Below are 24,587 nucleotides of genomic sequence, written 5' to 3' on the forward strand. Positions count from 1 at the left end.
CTGAATACGCCGTTTGCGCGACTGAGAGGGGGTGATTGGTGTAATGTCAGCCGAACTCTTGACACCAGAGGAAGTCGGGAAGGTGCTGCGGGTGAGTGATCAGACCGTGGTGGCCATGTGCAAGAAGGAGGAGCTTCAGCACGCGAAAGTGGGGAAGCAATACCGGATCTTCGCCCAGCAACTCGCCGATAAGCTCGGATGGACGCGCGACAAGCTCGCGCAAGAAATGGGGAAGGCAGATGCGTGAAGCCGCCCCGCGTGCGCTCCGGGAAGAGTTAAGCACGCGAGACGGCCGAGGCACGGCTAACTGACGCTAACCGCGCCCTCTATGATACCACTCTGGTTCACGACGCCCATAGCCAGCGCTTCGAGAAGGCTGTGGTCGTGACAAACGACTCCGACCTCTGCGAGCCAATTCGCATTGTGCGCGATGAGCTGCGCCTGCCGATCGGGATCTTCTACCCCGATAAGAGCCTGAGCCGGCAGCTCCATCAGTACGCCTCGTTCGTCAAGCCGATCCGCCAGCGCATCCTACAGAACAGCCAGTTCCCGCCTGCGCTGACTGATAGCACCGGCGCGTTTCACAAGCCGAGATCGTGGTAGTCGCCCGCCAGCAGAGGGGATCGCGGCGCAGGTCGTAGCGGTCTAGGCTTCGGGCGCTTCCAGCCCCGGCAGTGCGTCGATGATCTGCATGGTCTCTATGCTGACTGTGATCACCCGGCCGACGAGCCGCGCGATGTACTCCTCGTCGTCGGGGCGGTTGGGGTCGCTCACGATGCCGCTGCGCTTGTCGGTGCTTACCTTGTACTGGTCGATCACCCACTCCAGGGCCGAGCGGTTGCCCAGCCGGTAGCGGAAGCACTCCGGCGGGATGCCGGCCAGGGTGAGCGAGGGGTTGACGGTCAGGGCGGTCTTGTCGGCGCTGAGCTTCATCCGCTCGACCCGCCAGGAGAAGGGGATATCTTTGTTCTCGATCCAGGTAAGCCGGTGCTCGCGGGCCTGCTCGTAGCCCAGGTGCAGCTCGGCCAGCCGCCGGCCGGCCTCGACGAAGGCGGCGAAGTGCTCGGCCGGCACCAGCGGCAGGCGCGGCAGCTCGCGCTTCAGGTTCTCGGCGTAGCGCTCGCGGTAGGCCGGGTGGTGCAGCAGCCCGTACACGTAGTCGAAGATGTCGCGCTTTGTGACGCTCTCCCCGTAGGCCGCCCGGAACTCCCCCAGCGCCCAGTCGGTGATGTTCTCGCGCCGGTTGCCCCCGTCCTCGTCGTAGACATAGAAGGGGAAGCATTGGGTGCCACCATTGGCTGAATTAGAAAATTTCATTTCGACAATGCGATTTGAGACCAGACAGTAAAAAACATCATGACTAACACCACTAAAGCATATGACCGCGTTTTCTAATTCAGACCGAACATCCGGGAAAATACTCGGAAACACATAGACTTCTTCATTGAGAATCCTGTCAAAAAATAGATATTGCTTACAGAATGGTCGATAAAGGCTCTCTCTTATCTTATTTTTCACATATACAGCGTAATTGCCACGCTGTAAGTCTAATTTAAGATCTCTACTCCACTTAATAGAGGTATAATTAACAAAGTCATCTATGTTCGTGCCACGCTCAGCGCGCTTAAATCTATCAACCTCGCCATTATAGTCTGCTATAAATTCACGAATATGTACTAACAGAGTAGGCTTATGGAACCCGAATACCGTAGAATCACGGTTTGTACGAACTCCCACACCGGCGCATGTAGGGCCGAAGCATTCGGCCCAGTCGCTTTGCGACTGGGCCGAATGCTTCGGCCCTACGCCGCGCCCAATTTTAAATTCGGCGTCACGTCGAGATCCCAACCGCTCTGCGCCCCGGCCGCGAAGCGGTAGAAGGCGGCCGCGGCCACCATGGCGGCGTTGTCGGTGCAGAGGGCGATCGGCGGGAAGCGCACCGGCACGTCGGCCCGGCGGGCCAGCTCGGCGCGTAGGCGCGTGTTGGCCGCCACCCCGCCGGCCAGGATGATCGCCGTGGCCCCGTGCTCGCGCGCCACGTCCGCCGCCTTGGCCGTCAGCACATCCACCACCGACTCCTGGAAGGCGTGGGCCATCTGGGCCACCCAGTGCGGGTCCAGGGAGGGCTGAGGGCTAAGGGCTGAGGGCTGAGGCTCCAGGCGCCCGCCCTTTCCCTTCGGGCCAGGCTTGGTCAGCCGCGAGTTCTGCTCCTGGCGCTCCTGCACCTTGTGCAGCACCGCCGTCTTCAGGCCGCTGAACGAGAAGTCGTAGCTGCCGCGCAGCCAGGCCCGCGGCAGCGTCGGGGCGCCCTGGGCGCCCTCGGCGGCCTTCTGGACGGCCGGCCCGCCAGGGTAGCCCAGCCCCAGGATGCGCGCCACCTTGTCGAAGGCCTCGCCCACCGCGTCGTCCCGCGTCTGCCCCAGGATCGCGTAGTCCCCGTGGCCGTGCAGCAGCGCCAGCAGCGTGTGCCCGCCCGAGACCACCAGGGCGATGAGCGGGAACTCGGGCGGATCACCTGAATCTCGTCCCCTGTCCCCTGTCCCCTGTCCCCTGTCCCCTGCCTCCAGCCAGCTCGCGTAGATATGCGACTCCAGGTGGTTCACGCCCACGAAGGGCAGGCCGCGCTGCCAGGCCATGGCCTTCGCCGCGTTCAGCCCGGTCAGCAGCGCGCCGCTCAGGCCGGGGCCGTGGGTGGCGGCGATCGCGTCCACGTCGGCCCAGCCCCCCGGCAGCGCCGCCAGTGCCTCCTGCACCACCGGGGCCAGGCTCAGGATGTGCTGGCGCGAGGCCACCTCGGGCACCACCCCGCCGTAGCGGCGGTGCATGTCCATCTGCGAGGCCACCACGTTGGCGAGCACCGCGCGCCCGCCGCGCACCACCGCCGCCGCCGTCTCGTCGCACGAGGTCTCCACGGCCAGGATCGTGAAGTCGTCTGGTAGGTTCGTCATGGCTCTAGTATACGCCATCCTGTGCGGATTACGTGCTACGCGGCCCCAGCCGGCAGGGTATTGAAACATGGGCATACCAGGGCGAGTCCTGCACGTAGCGGAAGAAGCTTGCGCCGTTCATACTCCGGCCCCCGCTGGGGTCGCCGGCTGCGGCCGCCACAGCGTGAGCAAGATGATGAACAGGCTGGCGTTGAACATGGGGAACCCGGAGGAGCTCAGACTCACGGCGCCGGTTGCGGTGTAGAACAGCCCGACCGCGAGGTCCAGCGCCTGGATCATGATCATGTTGTTGATCCAGAACCGCTGCTGCTCCGGGGCGCGAGCGATAAAGAACATGCCCGCCCCATACGCCAGAAAGCGCGCCGCCAGCATGCCCAGCGGGTAGGCGATATCTGCCTGCGGCACGGAGGACCCCATCAGCGCCAGGAAGGGCATGGGCACGAGCAGGTACAGCAGCCCCAACACCAGTTGCACAACGCCGATGACCCGCAGCAGCACGTTCAGTCTCATGATCGACCTCCTTGTTATCGAGTGATTGTTAAACTATATATGTAATATATATAGTTATACGTAAAAAAACACTAATAGAGGGTTGCCAGCACATCCGCGATGGTGGTCTGCGCCAGGTGGGATTTCATAGCCGCCTCGGCATCGGAGAGGATGGTGAAGACGGACTGCTGGGCGCGCGAGGGTTTCTCTCCGCTCACGCGCAAGGCATGATCGAGCCGAAACATAGGCTTGCCGGTCTCAATCGCCGTAAAGACATCCAGCAGGGTGATGTCGTGCGGCGGCTTTGCCAGCCGCACCCCGCCCCGAAATCCTTCGCGGGTCTCGATAATCCCTGCGCTGGCAAGGCTCCCCAGGATCTTTACCGCCGTTGGGTTGGGGATGTTCAGCGAGCCGGATACCTCCTTTGTCGGCACAAAGTCATAGAATCCTTGCTCCACTTTGTCCCCGACAAAAAGGACGGTGAAGATAGCCTGTGAGAATGCCAGCGAGTAGCTCATGATCCCCTGGTTCTGATCGCCTGCCGACCATGCCGTATGAACTACAATATATTATATGTATAGTTTATGTATTTGTCAAGGGCCGAATCCGCCCGCTCCGCACCCTGGCCGCAGGTGGCCATTGACATACCCGGTTTGGGATAGTATACTGCGCATATATTCTATCCTATATCGAGTATGTGATCGCACTTGCGCGTAGGGGGGCACATGGTGTATCTTCTTTGTAGATACGGCATGAACGAGTTCGCGAGGAGCACCGCCATGCGCGCACGCATCCAGCGCTGGGGCAACAGCCTGGCCCTACGCATCCCCAAGTCCTTCGCCGCCGAGGCCGGCCTGGCCGACGAGTCGCTGGTCGATGTGCGCCTGATCGATGGGCAGCTCGTGATCGTGCCAGTTGCCCCGGCAGCCTACACGCTCGAGTCATTGCTGGCGGGGGTCAACGATGACAATCTGCACCGCGAGACCCCCACCGGCCCGCCGGCGGGCGACGAGGTCTGGTGATGGCGTACACCCCCGAGCGCGGCGATATCGTCTGGCTGACCTTCACGCCCCAGGCCGGCCACGAGCAGGCCGGCCGCCGCCCGGCGGTCGTGCTCTCGCCAGCCGCGTATAATGGCCGGGTCGGGCTGGCGATCTTCTGCCCGATCACCAGCCAGCGCAAGGGCTACCCCTTCGAGGTCGCCCTCCCCGACGGGCTGGGCATGGCCGGCGTGATCCTGGCGGACCAGGTCAAAAGCCTGGACTGGCGCAGCCGCGACGCGGACTTCCTCGCCACCCTGCCCCCCGCCGTGATCGCCGAGGTGCTACAGAAGCTCAGCGCCCTCGTGGCGCTGACTCAGCCATAATGGCAGTGGAGGCCCCAAGATGCACATACGCCACCGTGATGAGCACGGCAACCCAATATATACCAACCACTTGATTGACTCGGCCAGCCCCTACCTCGTTCAGCACGCCCACAATCCGGTCGACTGGCACGAGTGGGGCGATGCTGCACTCACAAAAGCTCAAAGCCTAGATAAACCCATTCTGATCAGCATAGGCTACGCCGCGTGCCACTGGTGTCACGTCATGGCCCACGAGAGCTTTGAGGACGAGCCCACCGCCGCCCTCCAGAACGAGCTCTTCATCAACATCAAGGTGGACCGCGAGGAGCGCCCGGACATCGACAGCGTCTACATGTCGGCCGTCCAGGCGATGACCGGCCAGGGCGGCTGGCCGCTCAACGTCTTCTGCACCCCCGACGGCACGCCCTTCTACGGCGGCACCTACTTCCCGCCCGACGCGAAGGCCGCCCGCTACCGCATGCCCAGCTGGAAGCAGGTGCTGCGCAGCGTCGCCGAGGCCTACCGCACCCGCCGCGCCGATGTGGCCGCCACCGGCCAGCAGCTGCTCGAACATCTGGGGAAATTGAGTGCTGCCAGCGCCCCGGCCGCCGCCGCGCCCCTGCCATCGGACCTCGTGCATACTGCAGTGGATACGCTGGAGCCGGGGTTTGACCCCGTCGAGGGCGGGTTCGGCGGCGCGCCCAAGTTCCCCCAGCCCATGACCCTGGAGCTCCTGCTGCGAGCCCACCTGCGCGGCCACGCCGACGCCCTGCCCATGCTGGAGCTGACCCTGCGCAAGATGGCCCGCGGCGGCATGTACGACCAGCTTGGCGGCGGGTTCCACCGCTACAGCGTGGACGCCCACTGGCTGGTGCCCCACTTCGAGAAGATGCTCTACGACAACGCCCTGCTCGCCCGCCTCTACGCCGAGGCCTACCAGGTCACGCAGCTCCCGCTCTACCGCACCATCGCCGAGGAGACCTTGGCCTACCTCAGCCGCGAGATGCTCCACCCCGAGGGCGGATTCTACAGCACCCAGGACGCCGACAGCCTGCCGCACCCCCAGGCCGAGCACGCCGAGGAGGGCGCCTTCTTCGTCTGGACTCCCGACGAGGTGCGCGAGCTGCTGGGGGCCGACGCCGCGCTCTTCTGCCAGATCTTCGATGTGACGAAGTCGGGCAACTTCGAGGGCAGCAACATCCTCAACCTGCCCCGCGAGGTCGCCGAGGTGGCCCGCGTCACCGGCGCGACGGCCGAGCGCATTGAGCAGGTGTTCGCCGCCGGCCGGGCCAAGCTGCTCGCCGCCCGCGCGCGCCGCCCCAAGCCCTTCCGCGACGAGAAGATCATCGCCGCGTGGAACGGCATGGCCCTGCGCGCCCTCGCCGTGGCCGCCAGCGCCTTCGAGAATCAGCAGTATATCGCCGTAGCCCAGGGCTGCGCCGACTTCATCCTCACCCACCTGCGCCGCCCCGACGGCCGCCTGCTGCGCAGCTGGAAGGACGGCCGCCCCGGCCCGCTCGGCTTCCTAGAGGACTACGCCCTCGTGGCCGACGGCCTGCTCGCCCTGCACGCCGCCGACGGCGACCCGCGCTGGCTGCGCGAGTGCCTCGCCCTGGCCGACGCCATGGTCGAGCTGTTCTGGGACGAGAGCCTGGGCGGATTCTACGACACCGCCGCCGACCACGAGGCGCTGATCACCCGCCCGCGCGACGTGGGCGACAACGCCACGCCCTCGGGCAACTCGGTCGCCGCCGAGCTGCTGCTGCGCCTGGCCGCCCTCACCGGCGACGACGCCTACCGCGAGCGGGCCGAGCGCGTGCTGGCCGGCGCGGCCCCGCTCATGGCCCGCTTCCCGGCCGGCTTCGGGCGCATGCTCTGCGCCGCCGACCTGCTCACCTCCAGCGTCACCGAGCTGGCCATCGTCGGCGACCCGCAGGCCGCCGACACCGCCGCACTGGTCGATGTGGCCCTGCGGCCCTACCGGCCCCACATCGTCATCGCCCGCCTCAGCCCCGGCGACGGCGAGACGCCCGCCCTCACCCCGCTGCTCCAGGGCCGCGAGGCCGTCGGCGGGCGGGCCACCGCCTACGTCTGCCAGGGCTTCGTCTGCCGGCTGCCGGCCAGCACGACCGAGGAGCTGGCCGCCCAGCTCGCCGAATAAGGGTACAGGGTATAGGACACAGGGCACAGGTGAAGCGCACCAGAATACGGCGCAGAACTCGAAACTGCAAAGCACCTACGAACCTTATCTAAGGCTGCTCCGCCTGTACCCTGTACCCTGTACCCTGTACCCTGCACCCTTGCCTAAAGAACACTATGCACGTCCTGCACATCGTCCAGCTGTACCACCAGGCCAGCGGCGCCGCGCGCTACTTCATCGAGATCGGCGCGCGGCTGGCCCGCGAGGGCCACACCGTCACCGTCCTCGCGACCGACGCCTTCGACCTGGAGCACTTCTGGGCGGGCGGGAAGCGCAGGATCGACGAGCCCGATCGCAGCGAGGGCGGCGTGCGCGTGCTGCGCTTCCCGGTGCGCCGCGCCCCCGGCCCGCCGATCATCTACCCGATCATCCGCCGGCTCATGGTGGAGCTCGGGCGCATGGGCCGGCCCAGCGCGCCGCTGCTGCGCCGCATGGCCACGATCACCCCGCGCCTGCCCGAGATGTGGCGCTACCTGGAGCGCTCCCCCGAGCTCGCCGACGTCGACCTCGTCCACACCACCAACATCACGCTCGACTTCGCCATCCTGCCGGCGGCGCGCTGGGCGCGGCGGCGCGGCATCCGCCACATCTGCACGCCCTTCGTCCACCTGGGCGAGCCCGGCAGCAGCCAGATCGTCCGCTACTACAGCATGCCCCACCAGATCGCCATGCTGCGCGGCTGCGACGCGGTGGCCACCATGACCGGCCTTGAGCGCAACTTCCTGGTCGCGCGGGGCGTGCCGGCCGGCCGGGTCACAACCGTGGGCGCCGGCGTCACCCCCGCCGAGCTGGCCGGCGGCGACGGCGCGCGCTTCCGCAGCGCGCACGGCATCGCCGGCCCGATCGTGCTCAGCGTGGGCACCGCCGCCTACGACAAGGGCACCGTGCATGTGCTGGAGGCCATGCGCCGGCTCTGGGCGGGCGGCTCCGACGCCACCTGGGTCCAGTGCGGCCCGCTCATGGGCCACTTCGAGCAGATCTACGCCGGGCTGCCCGAGGGCGAGCGGGCGCGCACCCGCGTGCTCGGCTACGTGAGCGACGCAGTGCGCCACGACGCCCTGGCCGCCGCCGATATCTACGCCCAGCCCTCGCGCACCGACAGCTTCGGCATCACCTACCTGGAGGCCTGGTGCTACGGCGTGCCGGTGGTGGGCGCGCGGGCCGGCGGCGTTCCCGACGTGATCAGCCACGGCGTGGACGGGCTGCTGGTGCCCTTCGGCGATGTGGGTGCCCTCGCCGAGACGATCAGCCGGCTCCTGGGCGACCCCGAGCTCGCCCGCGCGATGGGCGCCGTCGGCGAGGCCCACGTCCGCCGCAGCATGACCTGGGACGCGGTGTATGGCCGGGTGCGCCCGCTCTACGCCGCCCCAACGCCGGCGGCTGTACGATGACGCTTTCGTTATCGTTCTCACAGGCAGCATTCAAGCGAGAGTCATTGTCGGATGCTACAGTGTGGCCCGAAGGAGGGTTGCAGGGCGAATACAGAACGCCCATCAGCCCGACGCGGCACACTGACGCACCGCACCTCGCAGAGAGCCCCCGACACGCCCCCGCCGCCTGGCATGGCATACGCCACGCTCCCCTCATACCACATCATCACTCCGCCCTGCGTCAACGCCCGCAGCCGCGCCGCCCCAGGGTACGCCCTGTGGCGGTAGGTTGCGTTTTCTCCCTTGCAACCTGCCCACGCACATAGTACAATCACAGATAAGGAATACTGATAAACCTTCTCGCGTCACGACGTAGTGGCGCAGCGCGAGAAGAAGTGAGAAGCGATGGCAAGACAGGTCGCTACCACACTTCAGATCGCGGAGCTTTGTGACAGCCAACGAAGCCCCCGAGCGGCGCGTGCGCCCGGGGGCTTCGCTGTGCTGATCGACCGCGAAGGGGCGGCACTTATTCCTGGCCGCCCTGTTATAGGGATGGAGGACCGTGATGGATCTCACCGTCAAAAGCCGTAACGGAAAAATCACCGAGCGCCAGCGGCAGCACATCGAAGAGAAGCTCGGGAAGCTTGGACGCTACATGGACCAGATCTCCAGCGCGACTGTCGAGGTGCATACCGAGCAGCATCGTCAGGCGGGCGAGGTCCACCGCGTTCAGGTTACCCTCACCGGCGACCGTGGGGTCATCCTGCGGGCTGAGGAGCAGTCATCCGACCTCTACAGCGCGATCGACGAAGTGCAGAGCGTGCTCCAGCGGCAGATCAAGCGCTACAAGGAGAAGTTCTGGCGTCGCGAGCGGCAGCGCCGACAGCCCGATAAGATCGCCGCGATCGAGATCCCGACCGCCGTCGCCGAGAGCGCCGTCGCCGAGGCGGAGGTGGAGGTGGAGGGCCGCGAGATTGAGGTGATCCGCACCAAGCAGTTCACCCTGCGCCCGATGTTCACCGACGATGCGATCGAGCAGATGGAGCTGCTCGGGCACAACTTCTTTGTCTTCCAGGACGCTGAGAACCAGCGCTTCAGCGTGCTCTACCGCCGCCGTGATGGGAACTACGGGCTGATCGTCCCCGACCCGATCTAGCGCCGCGCAAGATCGGCATCAACACACAGAGCCGGGCCAGCTTCGCTGGCCCGGCTCTGTGTGTTGATGCGCATGGGGCGAAGCCCCATGCGCATCAACGTTAGGTCTGCCGCCCTAAAAACCGACGTTGTTTTGGCCAACATGGCCAGCAACGCTGGCCATGTTGGCCAAAACAACAAGAAATTCCGGGGGGGCCAGGGCTTACGTTGATGCGCATGGGGCTTCGCCCCAGGGCTTTGCCCGGACCCTTCGCGCCCTCCGCCCCCCTTCGCGTCTATCGTGTTCACTCTGGTACAATACGGGCCACATACAGGATGGAGGACGCCTATGCCCGAGAACATCGACCTGCTGCTGACCGGCGGCACCGTGGTGACGATGGACCACGCCGGGACGATCATCATCGACGGCGCGGTGGCCGTGCGCGGGCGAGAGATCGTCGCCGTCGGGACGAGCGCCGACCTGGCCGGGCGCTACGTCGCCGCGGAGGTGATCGACTGCGCCGGCGCGGCGGTCATCCCCGGCCTGATCAACGGCCACGCCCACGTGCCCATGAGCCTGCTGCGCGGCATGGTGGCCGACCAGCAGCTGGATGTCTGGCTCTTCGGCTACATGTTCCCCGTCGAGAGCCAGTTCGTCGACGAGGAGTTCGTCTACGTCGGCACGCTGCTCTCCTGCGCCGAGATGCTGCGCGGCGGCACGACGACCTTCGTGGACATGTACTACTTTGAGGAGCAGGTGGCCCGCGGGGCCGACGAGTCCGGCATGCGCGCGATCTGCGGGCAGACGGTGATGCGCCTGCCGACCCCCGACGCCGCCTCCTTCGACGAGGGCCTAGATCGCTCGCGGCGCTTCCTAGAGCAGTGGCGCGGCCACGAGCGGGTCGTGCCCACCGTCGCCCCGCACGCCCCCTACACCTGCACCGACCAGATCTACCGCGAGGCCGCCGCCCTCTGCGCCGAGTACGGCGTGCCGCTGGTGACGCACCTCTCGGAGACGGCCCGCGAGGTGGACGAGAGCATCGCCGAGCGCGAGGTGACGCCCATTCGCTACGCCAAGCGCGTGGGCGCCTTCGACGTGCCCTGCATCGCCGCCCACTGCGTCCACGCCACCGAGGACGACATGCGCCTGCTGCGCGAGGCCGGCGCGGGCGCGGTGCCCTGCCCGACCAGCAACCTCAAGCTGGCCAGCGGCGTGGCCCCCTACAAGCGCCTGATCGACTCGGGCGTGAAGGTGGGCCTGGGCACCGACGGCCCGGCCTCCAACGATGACCAGGACATGTTCACCGAGATCCAGCTGGCCGCCCTGCTGCCCAAGGGCGTCTCGGGCGACCCGACGGCGGTGCCGGCCCGCGAGGCCTTCGCCCTGGCCACCTGCTGGGGCGCCCGCGCCGTCCACCTCGACCACCTGGTGGGCTCGCTGGAGCCGGGCAAGCGCGCCGACATCGCCGTGGTGCGGCTCGGCCTGCCCCACAGCGCGCCGCGCTACACCTACAGCCACGACGCGATCTACTCGCACCTGGTCTACGCCGCCCGCGCCGCCGATGTGCGCGACGTGATGGTCGACGGGCGCATCCTGGTGCGCGACCACGTCCTGCTCAGCCTGGACGAGGCCGACATCCTGCGGCGCTCGCAGGCGATCGCCGAGCGGATCAACGCCTTCCTGGCCGGCCGCGAGCGCAACCTGCTGGCCAAGATCCTGGCCATCGGCGGCGTGCAGCAGGCCGAGATCTTCGAGATCCAGGTCAAGGCGAAGCTGGAGGCCAGCGCCGACTCGGCCATCGCCCGGCTGCTGGGCGCCGCCGACGTGCGGATCACCAAGGCCAGCGAGCGCACCCAGTACGACACCTACTTCCTGTTCGCCAACGGCGAGCGCATCCGCATCCGCGAGGACCACCGCACCGACCCGGGCGCCCGCGTCGAGCCGAAGTACACGATCACCCTGATCGCCGAGGGCCTGCGCGGCGAGCTCTCCTCGGCGATCCTGCTCTCACGGGCGCGCTACACCGCACTGGCCGACCACACCGTGCGCTTCTACCGCGAGTACTTCCAGCCCGACCGGGTGGTCGAGCGCGAGAAGCGCCGCCGGCGCTGGCGGATCATCTACAAGGACCACGACTTCGCGCTGAACTTCGACACGCTCGGCGGCGGCGCGCGCCCGGCCCTCTACATGGAGATCAAGAGCCGCACCTGGAGCCGCCGCGACGCCGGGGAGCGCGCCGCCCTGATCACCGAGCTGCTATCGATCGCCGGCGTCTCCGAGGACGCCCTGGTCAAGCAAGAGTACGTCGATCTGGAGTAATGTTGAATGTTGAATGTTGACTTGAGGACATTCAGCATTCAGCATTCAGCATTCAGCATTCAACATTCAACATTATGACAAAGCCATACCTCATCGGCCTGACCGGCGGGATCGCCTGCGGCAAGAGCACCGTGGTGGCCATGCTGGCAGCCCTGGGAGCCCGCACGATCGACGCCGACCGGGTGACGCACCGCGTCCAGCGGCCCGGCACGCCCGTCTACCAGCAGATCATCGCCGCCTTCGGCCAGCGCGTCGCCAGCGGGCGCAACAGCCCGATCGACCGGCGGATGCTCGGGAACATCGTCTTCAGCGACCCGGCGGCCCTGCGGCGGCTGGAGCAGATCGTCCACCCGGCGGTGCGCGCCGAGATCCGCGCCTTCATCACCGAGGCCGAGATCGTGGGCGGCTACGGCACGCGCACGCAGCCCCTGCCCCGCCCGGTGGTGGTGATCGACGCGATCAAGCTGATCGAGTCGGGCTGGGCCGAGGAGTGCCAGCAGATCTGGGTGGTCACCTGCGACGAGGCCCAGCAGATCGAACGCCTGATGACGACGCGGGGCATGCTGGATTACGAGGCCCGCCGGCGGGTGGACGCACAGGAGCCACAGGCGAGCCGGCTCGCCCGGGCGACCGTCGTGATCGACAACAGCGGCAGCCAGGCCCACACCCGCGATCAGGTCGAGGCCGCCTGGCGCACGGTGATCGCCGAGATCGGCGCGTAGGGGCGCCCCTTGTGGGCGCCCACTCGGGGTGCAGGAGTAGGGCCGAAGCATTGTTGATGGTTTCGCATAGCGAAACCATCAACAATGCTTCGGCCCTACAGGGCAACCTGCGCGGCGTCGTGGGTGCCGCCGGCCCGTTCGTGAAACCATCAACAATACTTCGGCCCTACAGGGCAACCTCCACCTCGGCGAGGACGGATGATAACACCGCCGCCGCCGTCCGCCCGCGCAGGGCGCTCTCGGGGCGCAGGAGCAGGCGGTGGCGCAGCACCGGCCCGGCCAGGCGCTTCACATCGTCGGGGGTGACGTAGTCGCGCCCCTGGATGGCTGCGTAGGCCTGGGCGGCCCGGAAGAGCGCCAGGGTGGCCCGCGGGCTCATGCCCAGGGCCAGGTCGGGGTGGGCGCGCAGGGCCGCCGCCAGGCGCACCAGGTAGCCCCTGAGCGACTCCTCAACGTGGACGGCCCAGACCGCCCGCTGGAGCGCGGGCAGCCGCGCGCCGTCGGCCGCCGCGCCGAGCGCCGCGATCGGGTGGGCCCCCTCCATCGCCCGCAGCAGCCGCAGCTCCTCCTCGGGCGTCGGGTAGCCCATGCTCACCTGGAGCAGGAAGCGGTCGAGCTGGGCCTCGGGCAGCGGGAAGGTACCCTCAAACTCGACCGGGTTCTGGGTGGCCAGCACCAGGAAGGGCGCGGGCAGCGGGTGCGTCTCGCCGTCCACGCTCACCTGGCCCTCGCCCATGGCCTCAAGCAGGGCGCTCTGGGTGCGCGGCGTGGCCCGGTTGATCTCGTCCACCAGCAGCACGCTGCTGAAGATCGGGCCGGGCTGGAACACGAAGCGCCCCTCGCCCTGGCGGTAGACCGACACCCCCGTCACGTCGTTGGGCAGCAGGTCGGGCGTACACTGGATGCGCCGGAAGTGTACGCCCAGCGAGACGGCCAGCGCGCGGGCGAGCATCGTCTTGCCCACGCCGGGCACGTCCTCGATCAGGGCGTGGCCACCGCAGAGCAGCGCGGCCAGCAGCAGGTCCAGCGCCTCGGCCTTGCCAACGATCACCCGCGCCACGTTTGCGCGGACGGCCTCGGCGAAGGGGGGGATGTCTGAGAGAGAGGCCATATATTACACGGTGTAGGGCCGAAGCATTTGATGTTTTCGCGTAGCGAAAACATCAAATGCTTCGGCCCTACGTTAGAATTGCCCGGCGAAGTGGCACGCCGCCCAGTGGCCCTTGCGCTTCTCCTCGAAGGCCGGCTCCTGCTCCCTACACACCTCGCGGGCGATCCAGCAGCGCGGGTGGAAGCGGCAGCCGCTGGGCGGGTTGATCGGGCTGGGCACGTCGCCCTGGAGCACGATCCGCTCGCGCCGCGCCGTCGGGTCCGGGTTGGGGATGGCCGAGATCAGGGCTTTGGTGTAGGGGTGCAGCGGCTCGCGGAACAGGTCCTCGCGGGACGAGAGCTCGACCATCTTGCCCAGGTACATCACACCCACCCGGTCGGAGATATGCTCGACCACGCTGAGGTTGTGGGCGATGAACAGGTAGGTCAGGCCGAACTCGCGCTGCAGGTTCTTGAGCAGGTTGAGCACCTGCGACTGGATGGACACGTCCAGGGCGCTGACCGGCTCGTCGCAGACGATCAGCTTGGGCTCCATAATCAGGGCGCGGGCGATGCCGATGCGCTGGCGCTGGCCGCCGGAGAACTCGTGGGGAAAGCGGTTGACCTGGCTGGAGTGCAGGCCGACCTTGGCCAGCACCTCGCGCACGCGCTCCTGGCGGTCCTTGGGGGTGCCGATGCCGTGGATGAGCAGCCCCTCGGCCACGCTCTCGCCCACGGTGATCCGCGGGTCCAGCGAGGCGTAGGGGTCCTGGAAGACGATCTGCATATCGCGGCGCAGCGCCTTCATCTGGCGGCCGCCGGCCTTGAGCACGTCCTTGCCCTCGAAGAGCACCTCGCCGGAGGTGGCCTGCTCCAGGCGCAAGATGGTGCGGCCGGTGGTCGTCTTGCCGCAGCCGCTCTCGCCCACCAGGGCCAGCACCTCGCCGTGGCCCAGCGTGAAGCTGACGCCGTCGATGGCGCGCACGCTGCGCCTGGGCGCGCCGCGCAGCGCGCCCAGGACGCCGCGCGGCACCGCGAAGCGCTTCTGGAGATCCGTCACCTCGAGCACTGGCTGTGTGTCGCTCATAGGCTCTCTCGGTAAGGGCGCAGCAGCGCCTCGCTGCTGCGCCCCTTACACTAGGTGGCAGGCCGCCACGTGCCCCTCGCCCACCGCGCGCGGCTCGGGCGTCTCGACTCGGCAGCGCTCTACCGCCAGCGGGCAGCGCGGGTGGAAGCGGCAGCCCGCCGGCAGGTCCGAGAGCCGCGGCGGCGAGCCGGGGATGCCCACCATGGGCGCGCCGCGATGCTCGATCGTCGGGAAGGCCTTCAGCAGCATCTGGGTGTAGGGGTGCCGGGGCGCGGCGAAGACCCGCTCGACCGGGCCGTGCTCGGCCACCCGCCCGCCATACATCACCAGCACCTGCTGGCAGGCCTCGGCCACCACCCCCAGGTCGTGGGTGACGATGATCATGGCCAGGTCGAGGTCGCGGCGCAGCCGATCCAGCAGGTCGATGATCTGGGCCTGCACCATCACATCGAGGGCGGTGGTGGGCTCATCGGCCACCACCAGCTGCGGGTTGCAGGCCAGGGCCATGGCGATCATGGCCCGCTGGCGCATGCCGCCGCTGTACTGGTGGGGGAACTGGGCGGCCCGCCAGGCCGGGATGCCCACCAGCTCCAGCAGCTCGCTCACCCGCGCGCCCACCTTGTCGCGCGGCCAGGGCATGTGGGCCAGGATGGCCTCGCGGATCTGATCGCCCACCGAGCGCACCGGGTTGAGCGCGTTCATCGCGCCCTGGAAGACGATCGACAGGTCGCGCCAGCGCCGCTCGCGCAGCTCGGCGGGCGTCAGCCGCAGCAGGTCGTCGCCGGCGAACAGCACCTCGCCGGCCACCACCCGCCCGGCCGCCGGCAGCAGGCGCAGCAGCGAGAGCATGGCCGTCGTCTTGCCGCAGCCGCTCTCGCCGACGATGCCCAGGGCCTCGCCGCGCCCCAGCGTGAAGCTCACCCCCTCCACGGCCCGCAGCCGCGCGCCCTCGGGGGTGGTGAACTCGGTGGTCAGGTTGCGCACGTCTAAGAGCATAGAAATAATGTTGAATGTTGAATGTTGAATGTTGAATGCTGTGAGGCGCAGCCATTCAACATTCAACATTCAACATTCATAATTACATCAGATGGTGCGTCCGCGCCCGCGGGTTGACGATATCCTCGATCACATAGCCCAGCAGCGTCCAGCCCAGCACCACCCAGACGATGCCCAGGCCGGGGGGCAGCAGCGCCCACCAGGCGCCCACCGAGACCGCGCCGCGCCCGAAGGCGAAGTTGAGCATGGTGCCCCAGCTGATCAGCGAGGGGTCGCCCAGGCCGAGGAAGGCCAGCCCCGACTCGCTGAGGATGGCGATCGAGATCACCAGCGCGTTCTGGGCCAGGATGATCGGCAGCACCAGCGGCAGGATGTGCTTGCGGATGATGTAGCCGCTGGAGGCCCCGATCGCCCGCGCCCGCGTCACGAACTGCCGCTCGCGGATCGAGAGCACCTGGGCGTAGACCAGCCGGGCCGTGCCGGTCCAGCTGAGCAGGATAATCGCCAGGATGATGTTCCAGATGCTCGGGCCGAGCAGCGAGACCAGCACCACGTAGAGCGGCAGGTCGGGGATGACCAGGAAGATGTTGGTGACGCCCATCAGCGCGCCGCCCACCCGCCCGCCGTAGTAGCCGGCGACGATGCCGACCAGCCCGCCGATCAGGACGGTGATCGCCGAGGCCACGAAGCCAACGATCAGCGAGACCCGCGCGCCGAAGATGAAGGCGCTCAGCACGTCCTTGCCGCCGTCGTCGGTGCCCAGCGGGTGCTCGGCGCTCGGCGGCGCGTAGATCGTGTCGATCCGCGCCCGCACCGGGGCGTAGGGGTCGTAGGGCGCGACCCAGGGTGCGAAGATCGCCATAAACAGCACCACGGCCAGCATACACAGCCCGGCCAGGCCCATCGGGCTGCGCCGCAGCTGCCGCCAGATCGTGCGCCAGCCGGCCTCGGTGTCTACCGATGTGGGTGCCTGAGAGAGAACTTGTGCCATCGCCCACCCTATCGTAAGGGCGCAGCAGCGGGCGCCGCGCCCGCTGCTGCGCCCTTACACACTCACTCTCGGGTCCAGCGCCGCGTAGAGCAGGTCGGCGGCGGTGTTGGCCAGGATGACGCTGACGGTGAAGAGCATGAAGGCCCCCTGGAGCATGGGGAAGTCGCGCCGGCCCACCGCCTCGAAGACGGCGCTGCCCAGGCCGGGCCACGAGAAGACGCTCTCGATCAGGATGGAGCCGCTCACGGTGAAGCCCAGGGTCAGCGCGATCAGCGCGATCATGGGCAGCATGGCGTTGCGCATGGCGTGGTCGCGCAGGATGACCCAGTCGCTCAGGCCCTTGGCCTTGGCGGTGAGGATATAGTCTTCAGAGAGCACCTCCAGCAGCGAGCTGCGCATGATCAGCATGAACTCGCCGAGCAGAATGATCGTCAGGGTCAGGGTGGGCATCATCATGTGTCGGCCCACGTCGACGATCTGCGACCAGGGGTCGCTCGCGCCGCCGGCGGTGCGGATTCCGGCCACCGGCAGGCCGAGGAAGGTGCTGCCGATGATCAGCAGGATGATCGCCAGGAAGAAGGTCGGCAGGGCCCAGGTGAACAGGCCGAAGAGCAGGACTCCCACGTCGATCGCCGTGCCGCGCCGCCAGGCCGCCAGCAGGCCCAGGGCCACCCCGATGATGATTGCCAGCACCTCACCCACGCCCACCAGCAGCACCGTGTTGATCAGCCGCTCGCGCAGCAGGTCGGCCACCGGGCGGTTGAAGTTGTAGGAGATGCCCAGGTCGCCCTGGAGCAGGTTGCCGAAGTAGCGGAAGAACTGGCTGTCGAAGGGGTTGCCCTCCAGGTTGATCAGCAGCGGCTTGTCGAGGCCGAAGCGCTCGCGGATGGACTGCTGGGCCGCCGCCGTCAGCCGCGGGTCGCGGATGCCGGCCTTGGCCGGGTCGCCCGGCAGCACGCGGAACAGGAAGAAGTTCATCACCACGGCGAAGACGACCGTCAGGGCGGCCATGCCGATGCGCCGGATGATATAGTCGCTGCGGCTCATCTGTACGACACTTCATTGATGGCGTGTGCCAGCGCAGCCGGCACACGCCATCAATCTGCTACTTGATCGGCGACACAGCAGTGAGCGAGATCCGCGAGGAGAGCGCAAGCACGCCCTCAGGGTCCACCACCCAGCCCTGGAAGCGGTCTTTGCGGTAGGCCTCCACATTCTGGGCGTAGTAGGGGATGATGTAGGGCACGTCGCGCAAGAGGATCTGCTGCATCTGCGCGAGCAGCTCGCGGCGCTTGGCGACATCGACCGTCACCTCCTGCTCGGCGTAGAGCTTGTCGTACTCGGGGTTCCCGTAGCCGGTCTCGCTGTTGCCGGTCGGGATCTCGGCGGTGGTGGCGATGTAGAGCAGCGAGGAGGGGTCGACGCCGGCGTACCAGCCCCAGTTGATCACATCGAAGTCGAAGGCTGGGCAGCAGACCGAGGTCAGGGCGTCGGCATCCAGCGGGGTCAGCTCGATCTTCACGCCGACCTGCTGCCACATATCGCGCAGCAGCTCGAAGATGCGCTGGCCGTTGGCGCTCTGGTCGGAGGGGTAGTTGTAGCGGAAGGTCAGCGGCTGGCTCGGGTCGCCAGGCATCTCGCGCACGCCATCGCCGTCGCTGTCCGCGTAGCCGGCGTCGTCGAGGATCTGGTTCGCCTTGGCCGGGTCGAAGGCGTAGTCCTGCAGCTCCTTGGCGTAGGCCTCGCCCTGTCCGGGCGTCACCAGGGTCAGGCCGGGCGTGCCCAGGCCGAGCAGCACCGTGTCGATCAGCTGCTGCTTATCGGTGGCGTGGGCCAGGGCCTGGCGCACCTTCACATCGCGCAGGGCCGGGTGGCCGGTACACTTGCCATCGTCGGGCGGGCAGTTGGCCGGGTCGGTCACGTTGAAGATGATATCGGTCAGCCCGAGCTGGTTGCCGATCTCGACCTGGATGTTCGCCTCGCCCTGGAGCGCGCGCACGACCGTGTGGGCGGCGAAGCGGCAGCCGGCGGGCGGGCCGATCAGGCTGGGCACGGTGCCGGGGATGACCTCAAGCTCATCGCGCACGTGGCCGAGCACCGGCATCGAGTGGAGCAGCCCCTGGGTGTAGGGGTGCTTCGGGTCGGCGAAGATCGACCGCACATCGGCGTACTCGATGATCTGGCCGGCGTACATCACCGCCACGCTGTCGGCCATCTCGGCCACCACGCCCATATCGTGGGTGATCAGGATGATCGCCGTGTTAACCTTCTCGCGCAGGCCGCGCATCAGGTCGAGGATCTGGGCCTGGATGGTCACATCGAGGGCGGTGGTCGGCTCGTCGGCGATCAGCAGCTCGGGGTTGCAGGCCAGGGCCATGGCGATCATCACGCGCTGACACTGGCCGCCCGAGAGCTCGTGGGGGAACTGGCGCATGCGCCGGGGGGCGTCGGGCAGGCCCACCATCGAGAGCAGCTCGATGCAGCGCTTGCTGGCCTCGTCCCCTCTCAGGCCCTGGTGGATCTCCAGCGTCTCGGTGATCTGGTCGCCCACCCGGAACACCGGGTTGAGCGCGGTGGTCGGCTGCTGGAAGATCATCGAGATGCGGTTGCCGCGGATCGCCCGCATCGCCTCGTCGCCGATGTGCAGCAGGTCGGCGCCGTCGAAGACCACCGACCCCTCGACGATCTTGCCCGGCTGGCTGATCAGGCGCAGGATCGACAGCGAGGTCACGCTCTTGCCCGAGCCGCTCTCGCCGACGATCCCCAGTGTCTCGCCGCGGCCCAGGTGCAGGTCAACCCCGTCCACCGCCTGGACCACCCCGTCCTCGGTGTAGAAGTAGGTCTTCAGACCAGTGACGCGCAGCAGGTCGACCGACAGCGCGCCGGCGGGCTTGGGCTCCTGGGATGCGCGCTGCGCCCCGGTTGGTGTCGTTGTCACTCGCTTCGCTCCGTTGAGCTAACCCCCGCATCGGGGGCCTGGGGCCGGCGGCCCCAGAATAGTGTATTGTGTTGCGGAAATGTGCCAGCTCCGCTGGCACATTTCCGCAACACAATACAGATTTTAGGTTAGATCTTCTGCCTGGGGTCGAGCGCGTCGCGCAGGCCGTCGCCGATATAGTTGATCGCCACCGAGGCCAGCAGGATGGGCAGGCTCGGGATGAGCGGCATCCAGGGGTACTGAAACATATAGCTCTGGGCGTAGCCGAGCATATTGCCCCAGGTCGGCGTCGGGTCGGTGATGCCGAAGCCGAGGAAGCTCAGCGCCGACTCGGCCACCAGGGTGCCGTTCACGCCGAGGGTGAAGTCCACGATCATCGGCGGCAGCGAGTTGGGGAAGATGTGGCGGGCCAGCAGGCGCAGGTTGGACGCGCCCAGCGCCCGCGCCGAGTCGATGTAGACATTCTCGCGCACCGAGAGCACCATCCCGCGCATCAGCCGGCAGGTGCCCGTCCAGCCGAAGAGGGCCAGGATGAGGTTGACCATGAGCACCAGCTTGGCCTCGCGCTCGCTCACCGCGAAGAGGAAGGAGATCGTCTTCGTGACGATGGCCGGGAAAGGGATGTTCTTCTCGTTGCCGACGAAGATCGAGACCACGATCAGCAGCAGCGAGAGGGTGGGGAAGGTGGCGACGATCTCCAGGGCGCGGCTGATGATCGTGTCGACCCAGCCGCCGAAGAAGCCGGCCAGCAGGCCCAGGACGATCCCGATCGTCGAGGAGATCAGGGTCGCGAAGACGGCGGTGCCCAGCGAGACGCGCGAGGCGAAGAGCAGGCGGGTCGCCGAGTCGCGGCCGAGGTGGTCGGTGCCGAGGATGTGCAGGCCGCCATTGACATCGGTGCTGAGCGGGGTGAGGAAGCGGGCCTTCAGGTTCGGCTCATCGCGCGGATAGGGCGCGATCACCGGAGCCAGGGCCGAGAGCAGCAGCATGCTCAGCAGCAGGCCGAGGCTAAACATCGCCAGGCGGTGCTTGCGGAAGCGCCGCAGCACGATCGAGAGCTGGCTCTCGGGCTCCGTCGTCTTCGGCTCGTCGACCGGGACAGCCGTGGTGGTGGCCATGAGTGTTTCTCCGTAGGGATGCCCCGGGTGCCCACAAGGGGTGCCCACAAGGGGTGCCCTTGTGGGCGCCCTTGTGGGCGCCCACCTAGCCCAGCCGGATGCGCGGATCGACGATCGTGTAGAGAATATCGGTGATCAGGATGCCGATCAGCAGCAGCACCACATTGATCAGCAGCAGGGCGTTGGCGACATTGTAGTCGCTGCGGCCGAGGGCGTCGATGTAGAGCCGGCCGAGGCCCGGCCAGTTGAAGACCGTCTCGGTGATCAGGGCGCCGCCGAAGAGCGTGGCCAGCACGCCGGCCAGCAGGGTGATGAAGGGGATGAGCGAGTTGCGCAGGGCGTGCTTGAGCACCACGGCGCTCTCCTTAACCCCCTTGGCCCGCGCGGTGCGCACATAGTCCTGGCTCAGCACCTCGAGCATGCTGCCGCGCACAAAGCGGCTCCAGCCGGCGATGCTGATGAAGGTCAGCACGCCGCAGGGCATCAGGAAGCGCAGGAAGCGGTCGAAGAACGAGCCGGCCTCGATGGTGCCGAGCAGCGGGATGGCATAGTCGCGGATGCCGACCGCGTCGCCCGAGGGCAGGTAGGGCAGCCCGGCCTGCTTGGCCAGCACCGAGAAGATCAGGATGGCGAAGATGCCGAAGACGAAGCTGGGCAGCGACGAGCCGACGAAGGCGATCGTCGTCATGGTGTAGTCGAAGCGCGAGTACTGCTTGACCGCCGAGTAGACCCCGATCGGCACGGCGATCACCAGGGCCAGCAGGGTCGAGCCGCCCATCAGGTAGAGCGTGTAGGGCAGGCGGGTGCCGATCAGGTCGATCACCGGGCGGTCGCGCAGGATCACCTGCGAGACGCCGAAGTCGAGGAAGAAGACGCCGCGGCTGCTCTTGCGGCCCTCAAGGTCGGCCAGGGTCACGGGCTGATCGCAGCCCTCCTCGACGATCTCGGTGCGGCCGTCGGGGTAGCGCAGGCGCACCTGGCCGGGGATGGCGCAGCCGACCGTCCAGTCGGCGCCGATCGAGCCGAGGATCGGGCCGGTGGGCCAGCCGATCAGCCAGCGCGAGAAGCGCACCGGCGCGTAGATATCGAGCTCGAAGCGCTGCTTGACGCGCAGAATATCGTCCTGGTTGATCCGGTTCACGCCGCCGTTCTGGCGCTCGCCGAGCAACTGGTCGATCGGCCCGCCGGGCGAGATGTAGAGCAATGTGTAGGAGCAGATCGCGGCCACGATCGTCACGAGAAACATCTGGAGTAATCTACGGACTAAAAATGCAGCCATAGGCTTCTCGCTTTAGACAGGGGACAGCGCACAGGGGGCAGGGGACAGGCAAACCAATAGTGGACAGCGATGCGCGATCCTTCAGCTATGCCCTGGTCCTGTGTCCTGTCCCCTGTCCCCTGTCCCCTGTCCCCTGTCCCCTTGTTTACTTCACGAACAGGTTCATGTCGATGTGCTCCCAGGTCGGGCTGGCGATGGTGTAGGCCTGCACGTCGCCCTTAGCGGCGGCGTCCAGCACCGTCTGCACCTCAGCGCCGGCGCCGAGGGTCTCGGTGCCCAGGGCATCAAGCTCGCCGGTGAGCAGCTGGGCCACGGCCTGGTTGGTGTCGGCGATGAACTTGATCACGATCTTCTTGACCGCCGGCTCGCCCTTGTAGTAGTTCGGGTTGGCGGTGAAGGTCATGCTCTGGCCCTTGTCCCAGCTCTCCAGGATGTAGGGGCCGTCGCTCATCGGCTTCTCGGCGATCTCAGGCAGGGTGCTCCACTCCTTGGCCGGCACATCGGCCAGCGTGCGGCCGTCGCTCAGCACCTGGTGGGCCGGGTAGGCCCCGAAGCCCGCGCCGGCGAAGTAGGTCGGCCACTGCACGCCGGGGTGGAAGGTGACGGTGTAGGAGGTGTCGCTGGTCACGTCGAACGTGGCCACCGACTCGCAGTAGGTCAGCGAGACATTGCCGGACTCGGGGTCGCAGGTGATCTTGTGGGCCAGCTCGTAGTCGGCCTTGACCAGCGGCTTGCCGTCCTCCCACTTCAGGCCATCGATGAAGGTGTCGGTCACGGTCAGCTGCTTCATGGTCAGCGTACCGCTGTCGTAGGTGACGGTCTCGCCGGTGGAGTCCACAACCTCGACGCCCTTGGCCAGGGCCACCGCCTCGCCGGCGGTGTTCCAGACCATGTCGCCCTCCTTGACCTCGATGTCCTCATTCTTGGCCGCGCCGCTCTCGATCGTCGAGAGGGCCTTGAGCCCCTTGGCCTGGTAGTCGTAGCTGAAGGAGGTGCTGGCCGGCACGCCGAGCAGGTAGGCGGCGGTGCGCTGCACGGCGGCGCTCTCGACCACGCCCCAGAGGCTGGCCGGCTCCTGGGTGAAGCCCAGCACCAGAGTGTCGCCGTCGGTCACCGTCCACTCATCGGCGTTGGCCGTGTAGTAGTCGGTCGGGTCAGGCTTGAAGCCCTCGAAGCGGTTGCTGGCGGCGGCGGCCTCGGTGCGGTTGAACAGCGGCAGGCTCACCATATCCTTGGTGAACTCGGCCTGCACGATGCCGTACTGCTTGATCCGCTCGTCGCGGTTGAGCGTGTTGTTGGCGGCGACGATCGCCTTGCTGGCGGCGTCGTTGCACCAGCCCATGTAGTTCTGGCCCTCCCAGTTGTTCGAGGGCAGCGGGATCTGGTTGCAGGAGTAGAGCGTCTGGCCGCCGGGGTCGGCCTGGCCCACCCAGGCGAAGGCGCCCAGCTCGAAGTCGCGGCGCTGCAGGCCGGTGCTGCTGCCGAACCACCAGGAGCCGGGGGCGTAGGTCGGGATGACCTGGATGCCGCAGGCGGACATCTGCTGGATGAAGACGGCCGACCATGTCTGGCGGAACTGGGCGTTGGTGGTGGTGAAGCTGAGAGACAGCACATCGCCGGCGTCGTTGGCCCGCCCGCCGTTGCCGTCGTCCTTCCAGCCGGCCTCCTCAAGCAGCGCCTTGCCCTTCTCCACATCGAAGGGGTAGGTGGTGATGCCCGTGGTGGCCGCGGCCCAGTGGGCCTTCGGCAGGAATGTGTCCATCAGCAGGCCCTGCTGCTGCTCCTCGTTGAGGAAGGGGTAGACCGAGGCGATCATCTCAGGGCGGTTGGAGCAGTAGGCGATCGCCTGGCGCACCCTCAGGTCGCCCAGGATGGGGTTCGGGGTAGTGAAGGCCTCATTGGCGGCCGGGGCGGCCGGCTCAGCCGGGGCGGCCGTCTGCTCGACAACAACGGTCTCTTTCACCACCTCGGGCGCGGATGTCTGCACCACAACCACGGTCTCGCGGATGGGCTCCTGGGCGGCGGGCGTGCCGCCGCAGGCGGCCAGGGCGGGGATCATCAGGCCCAACAGCATGAGCCCAGCGATGGAGCGCTTGGAGAACGTACTCATCGTCGTTCAATCCTCCTTAAGAAAACAGGAATCTGTCGGTGACACAGCGGTTCATCAGCCGGCCTGGGGGGGATGGGCCGGCACGGACACGGGCGGTATCTGAGGGAATCACCTCCCTTCTCGCAGGGCAGGGGATCAGTCGCACGATACAGCACGGCAAAGCTGCCAGGCTCCGTCAGATATGACGCCTGGCGATCCGTGAGGGGCGACCCGAGCCTGGGGTGCGCAGCCCCGTGGTGTGTCACAGCGATGATAATCGGGAAGACACCTGTACGTGCAGTTTACAGAGATTATGTCTTTTGAGTATACGGGGTAACATCTGTAGTGTCAAATGTTAAGCCTATTAAGAGGGGGGGCTTTAGGGCATTGGGAAGGGGAAAGGACGCGCTAAGGCCGAGGGCGAGCGGGCGCGGCTGGGCGGGCGCAACGGCACCTCCCGGTGGGGGTGCGG

At 67.2% G+C, this 24,587-nt stretch carries 22 protein-coding genes; 9 read left to right on the forward strand and 13 right to left on the reverse strand.

The window, feature by feature from the left end:
• The first annotated feature begins 43 nt into the window (after positions 1-43).
• Positions 44-247, forward strand: coding sequence for a helix-turn-helix domain-containing protein (locus tag K2Z83_RS19105; protein ID WP_255604266.1), 204 nt, complete (start codon positions 44-46; stop codon positions 245-247).
• Positions 248-384: 137 nt separating this feature from the next.
• Positions 385-603, forward strand: a complete 219-nt coding sequence (locus tag K2Z83_RS19110; RefSeq protein WP_220596789.1) for a hypothetical protein — start codon at positions 385-387, stop codon at positions 601-603.
• A 42-nt stretch (positions 604-645) separates the two neighbouring features.
• Here K2Z83_RS19110 and K2Z83_RS19115 read toward each other — a convergent pair whose 3' ends face one another.
• From K2Z83_RS19115 to K2Z83_RS19130, 4 genes are all read right to left on the reverse strand, one after another.
• Positions 646-1,737 (reverse strand): type ISP restriction/modification enzyme, encoded by a 1,092-nt coding sequence (locus tag K2Z83_RS19115; protein ID WP_220596790.1) that lies wholly within the window; start codon positions 1,735-1,737, stop codon positions 646-648.
• A gap of 65 nt (positions 1,738-1,802) precedes the next feature.
• Positions 1,803-2,948 (reverse strand): tRNA (adenosine(37)-N6)-threonylcarbamoyltransferase complex transferase subunit TsaD, encoded by a 1,146-nt coding sequence (gene tsaD / locus K2Z83_RS19120; RefSeq protein ID WP_220596791.1) that lies wholly within the window; start codon positions 2,946-2,948, stop codon positions 1,803-1,805.
• A gap of 117 nt (positions 2,949-3,065) precedes the next feature.
• Positions 3,066-3,458 carry a hypothetical protein gene (locus K2Z83_RS19125; protein WP_220596792.1) on the reverse strand — a complete coding sequence of 131 codons (393 nt, stop codon included), beginning with the start codon at positions 3,456-3,458 and terminating at the stop codon, positions 3,066-3,068.
• 71 nt (positions 3,459-3,529) lie between these two features.
• A complete protein-coding gene (locus K2Z83_RS19130) occupies positions 3,530-3,955 on the reverse strand; it encodes an Rrf2 family transcriptional regulator (protein WP_220596793.1) in 426 nt (141 codons plus the stop codon).
• Positions 3,956-4,216: 261 nt separating this feature from the next.
• Between K2Z83_RS19130 and K2Z83_RS19135 the strand changes: the two genes are divergently transcribed.
• The 7 genes from K2Z83_RS19135 to coaE all read left to right on the forward strand — a co-directional run bounded on the left by K2Z83_RS19135 (position 4,217) and on the right by coaE (position 12,528).
• Positions 4,217-4,459: an AbrB/MazE/SpoVT family DNA-binding domain-containing protein gene (locus tag K2Z83_RS19135; RefSeq protein ID WP_220596794.1), complete on the forward strand. Its 243-nt coding sequence runs from the start codon at positions 4,217-4,219 to the stop codon at positions 4,457-4,459.
• A complete protein-coding gene (gene mazF / locus K2Z83_RS19140) occupies positions 4,459-4,803 on the forward strand; it encodes an endoribonuclease MazF (RefSeq protein ID WP_220596795.1) in 345 nt (114 codons plus the stop codon). Before K2Z83_RS19135 ends, mazF begins: the two co-directional genes overlap by 1 nt.
• 19 nt (positions 4,804-4,822) lie before the next feature.
• Positions 4,823-6,943: a thioredoxin domain-containing protein gene (locus K2Z83_RS19145; protein WP_220596796.1), complete on the forward strand. Its 2,121-nt coding sequence runs from the start codon at positions 4,823-4,825 to the stop codon at positions 6,941-6,943.
• A 155-nt stretch (positions 6,944-7,098) separates the two neighbouring features.
• Positions 7,099-8,373 (forward strand): glycosyltransferase family 4 protein, encoded by a 1,275-nt coding sequence (locus K2Z83_RS19150; protein WP_220596797.1) that lies wholly within the window; start codon positions 7,099-7,101, stop codon positions 8,371-8,373.
• A 544-nt stretch (positions 8,374-8,917) separates the two neighbouring features.
• Positions 8,918-9,508 (forward strand): ribosome hibernation-promoting factor, HPF/YfiA family, encoded by a 591-nt coding sequence (gene hpf / locus K2Z83_RS19155; RefSeq protein WP_220596798.1) that lies wholly within the window; start codon positions 8,918-8,920, stop codon positions 9,506-9,508.
• A gap of 327 nt (positions 9,509-9,835) precedes the next feature.
• On the forward strand, positions 9,836-11,806 hold the full coding sequence (locus K2Z83_RS19160) for an amidohydrolase family protein (protein ID WP_220596799.1): 1,971 nt from the start codon (positions 9,836-9,838) through the stop codon (positions 11,804-11,806).
• Positions 11,807-11,880: 74 nt separating this feature from the next.
• Positions 11,881-12,528: a dephospho-CoA kinase gene (gene coaE, locus K2Z83_RS19165; RefSeq protein ID WP_220596800.1), complete on the forward strand. Its 648-nt coding sequence runs from the start codon at positions 11,881-11,883 to the stop codon at positions 12,526-12,528.
• 166 nt (positions 12,529-12,694) lie between these two features.
• Here the strand turns inward: coaE and K2Z83_RS19170 are convergent, their stop codons facing one another.
• From K2Z83_RS19170 to K2Z83_RS19210, 9 genes are all read right to left on the reverse strand, one after another.
• Complete coding sequence (locus tag K2Z83_RS19170) at positions 12,695-13,639, reverse strand: MoxR family ATPase (protein ID WP_220596801.1); 945 nt, start codon at positions 13,637-13,639, stop codon at positions 12,695-12,697.
• Positions 13,640-13,711: 72 nt separating this feature from the next.
• A complete protein-coding gene (locus K2Z83_RS19175; RefSeq protein WP_220596802.1) occupies positions 13,712-14,704 on the reverse strand; it encodes an ABC transporter ATP-binding protein in 993 nt (330 codons plus the stop codon).
• A gap of 45 nt (positions 14,705-14,749) precedes the next feature.
• Entirely contained in the window at positions 14,750-15,769 is a 1,020-nt protein-coding gene (locus K2Z83_RS19180) for an ABC transporter ATP-binding protein (protein WP_255604270.1), read from the reverse strand.
• A gap of 13 nt (positions 15,770-15,782) precedes the next feature.
• On the reverse strand, positions 15,783-16,691 hold the full coding sequence (locus K2Z83_RS19185) for an ABC transporter permease (protein WP_220596803.1): 909 nt from the start codon (positions 16,689-16,691) through the stop codon (positions 15,783-15,785).
• Between the two features lie 54 nt (positions 16,692-16,745).
• Positions 16,746-17,738, reverse strand: a complete 993-nt coding sequence (locus tag K2Z83_RS19190; RefSeq protein ID WP_220596804.1) for an ABC transporter permease — start codon at positions 17,736-17,738, stop codon at positions 16,746-16,748.
• Positions 17,739-17,796: 58 nt separating this feature from the next.
• Positions 17,797-19,569, reverse strand: a complete 1,773-nt coding sequence (locus tag K2Z83_RS30040; protein WP_370650215.1) for an oligopeptide/dipeptide ABC transporter ATP-binding protein — start codon at positions 19,567-19,569, stop codon at positions 17,797-17,799.
• A 188-nt stretch (positions 19,570-19,757) separates the two neighbouring features.
• Complete coding sequence (locus K2Z83_RS19200) at positions 19,758-20,747, reverse strand: ABC transporter permease (RefSeq protein WP_220596806.1); 990 nt, start codon at positions 20,745-20,747, stop codon at positions 19,758-19,760.
• An 85-nt stretch (positions 20,748-20,832) separates the two neighbouring features.
• Positions 20,833-22,026, reverse strand: a complete 1,194-nt coding sequence (locus K2Z83_RS19205; RefSeq protein WP_220596807.1) for an ABC transporter permease — start codon at positions 22,024-22,026, stop codon at positions 20,833-20,835.
• 145 nt (positions 22,027-22,171) lie between these two features.
• The gene (locus K2Z83_RS19210; RefSeq protein ID WP_220596808.1) at positions 22,172-24,136 is read right to left on the reverse strand and encodes an ABC transporter substrate-binding protein; all 1,965 of its coding nucleotides are present in this window, start codon (positions 24,134-24,136) and stop codon (positions 22,172-22,174) included.
• Positions 24,137-24,587 lie beyond the last annotated feature (451 nt).

Origin of the sequence: Oscillochloris sp. ZM17-4 (genome assembly GCF_019599295.1) — a bacterium.
In the GTDB taxonomy this organism is placed as follows: Bacteria; Chloroflexota; Chloroflexia; order Chloroflexales; family Chloroflexaceae; genus Oscillochloris.

Excerpts from the sequence above, each read along its gene's own strand:
- K2Z83_RS19105 (WP_255604266.1), top strand. The coding sequence starts at position 44 with ATGTCAGCCGAACTCTTGACACCAGAGGAAGTCGGGAAGGTGCTGCGG.
- tsaD (WP_220596791.1), bottom strand. The coding sequence starts at position 2,948 with ATGACGAACCTACCAGACGACTTCACGATCCTGGCCGTGGAGACCTCG.
- K2Z83_RS19125 (WP_220596792.1), bottom strand. The coding sequence starts at position 3,458 with ATGAGACTGAACGTGCTGCTGCGGGTCATCGGCGTTGTGCAACTGGTG.
- K2Z83_RS19130 (WP_220596793.1), bottom strand. The coding sequence starts at position 3,955 with ATGAGCTACTCGCTGGCATTCTCACAGGCTATCTTCACCGTCCTTTTT.
- K2Z83_RS19135 (WP_220596794.1), top strand. The coding sequence starts at position 4,217 with ATGCGCGCACGCATCCAGCGCTGGGGCAACAGCCTGGCCCTACGCATC.
- mazF (WP_220596795.1), top strand. The coding sequence starts at position 4,459 with ATGGCGTACACCCCCGAGCGCGGCGATATCGTCTGGCTGACCTTCACG.
- K2Z83_RS19145 (WP_220596796.1), top strand. The coding sequence starts at position 4,823 with ATGCACATACGCCACCGTGATGAGCACGGCAACCCAATATATACCAAC.
- K2Z83_RS19150 (WP_220596797.1), top strand. The coding sequence starts at position 7,099 with ATGCACGTCCTGCACATCGTCCAGCTGTACCACCAGGCCAGCGGCGCC.
- hpf (WP_220596798.1), top strand. The coding sequence starts at position 8,918 with ATGGATCTCACCGTCAAAAGCCGTAACGGAAAAATCACCGAGCGCCAG.
- K2Z83_RS19160 (WP_220596799.1), top strand. The coding sequence starts at position 9,836 with ATGCCCGAGAACATCGACCTGCTGCTGACCGGCGGCACCGTGGTGACG.
- coaE (WP_220596800.1), top strand. The coding sequence starts at position 11,881 with ATGACAAAGCCATACCTCATCGGCCTGACCGGCGGGATCGCCTGCGGC.
- K2Z83_RS19170 (WP_220596801.1), bottom strand. The coding sequence starts at position 13,639 with ATGGCCTCTCTCTCAGACATCCCCCCCTTCGCCGAGGCCGTCCGCGCA.
- K2Z83_RS19175 (WP_220596802.1), bottom strand. The coding sequence starts at position 14,704 with ATGAGCGACACACAGCCAGTGCTCGAGGTGACGGATCTCCAGAAGCGC.
- K2Z83_RS19180 (WP_255604270.1), bottom strand. The coding sequence starts at position 15,769 with ATGTTGAATGTTGAATGGCTGCGCCTCACAGCATTCAACATTCAACAT.
- K2Z83_RS19185 (WP_220596803.1), bottom strand. The coding sequence starts at position 16,691 with ATGGCACAAGTTCTCTCTCAGGCACCCACATCGGTAGACACCGAGGCC.
- K2Z83_RS19190 (WP_220596804.1), bottom strand. The coding sequence starts at position 17,738 with ATGAGCCGCAGCGACTATATCATCCGGCGCATCGGCATGGCCGCCCTG.
- K2Z83_RS19200 (WP_220596806.1), bottom strand. The coding sequence starts at position 20,747 with ATGGCCACCACCACGGCTGTCCCGGTCGACGAGCCGAAGACGACGGAG.
- K2Z83_RS19205 (WP_220596807.1), bottom strand. The coding sequence starts at position 22,026 with ATGGCTGCATTTTTAGTCCGTAGATTACTCCAGATGTTTCTCGTGACG.
- K2Z83_RS19210 (WP_220596808.1), bottom strand. The coding sequence starts at position 24,136 with ATGAGTACGTTCTCCAAGCGCTCCATCGCTGGGCTCATGCTGTTGGGC.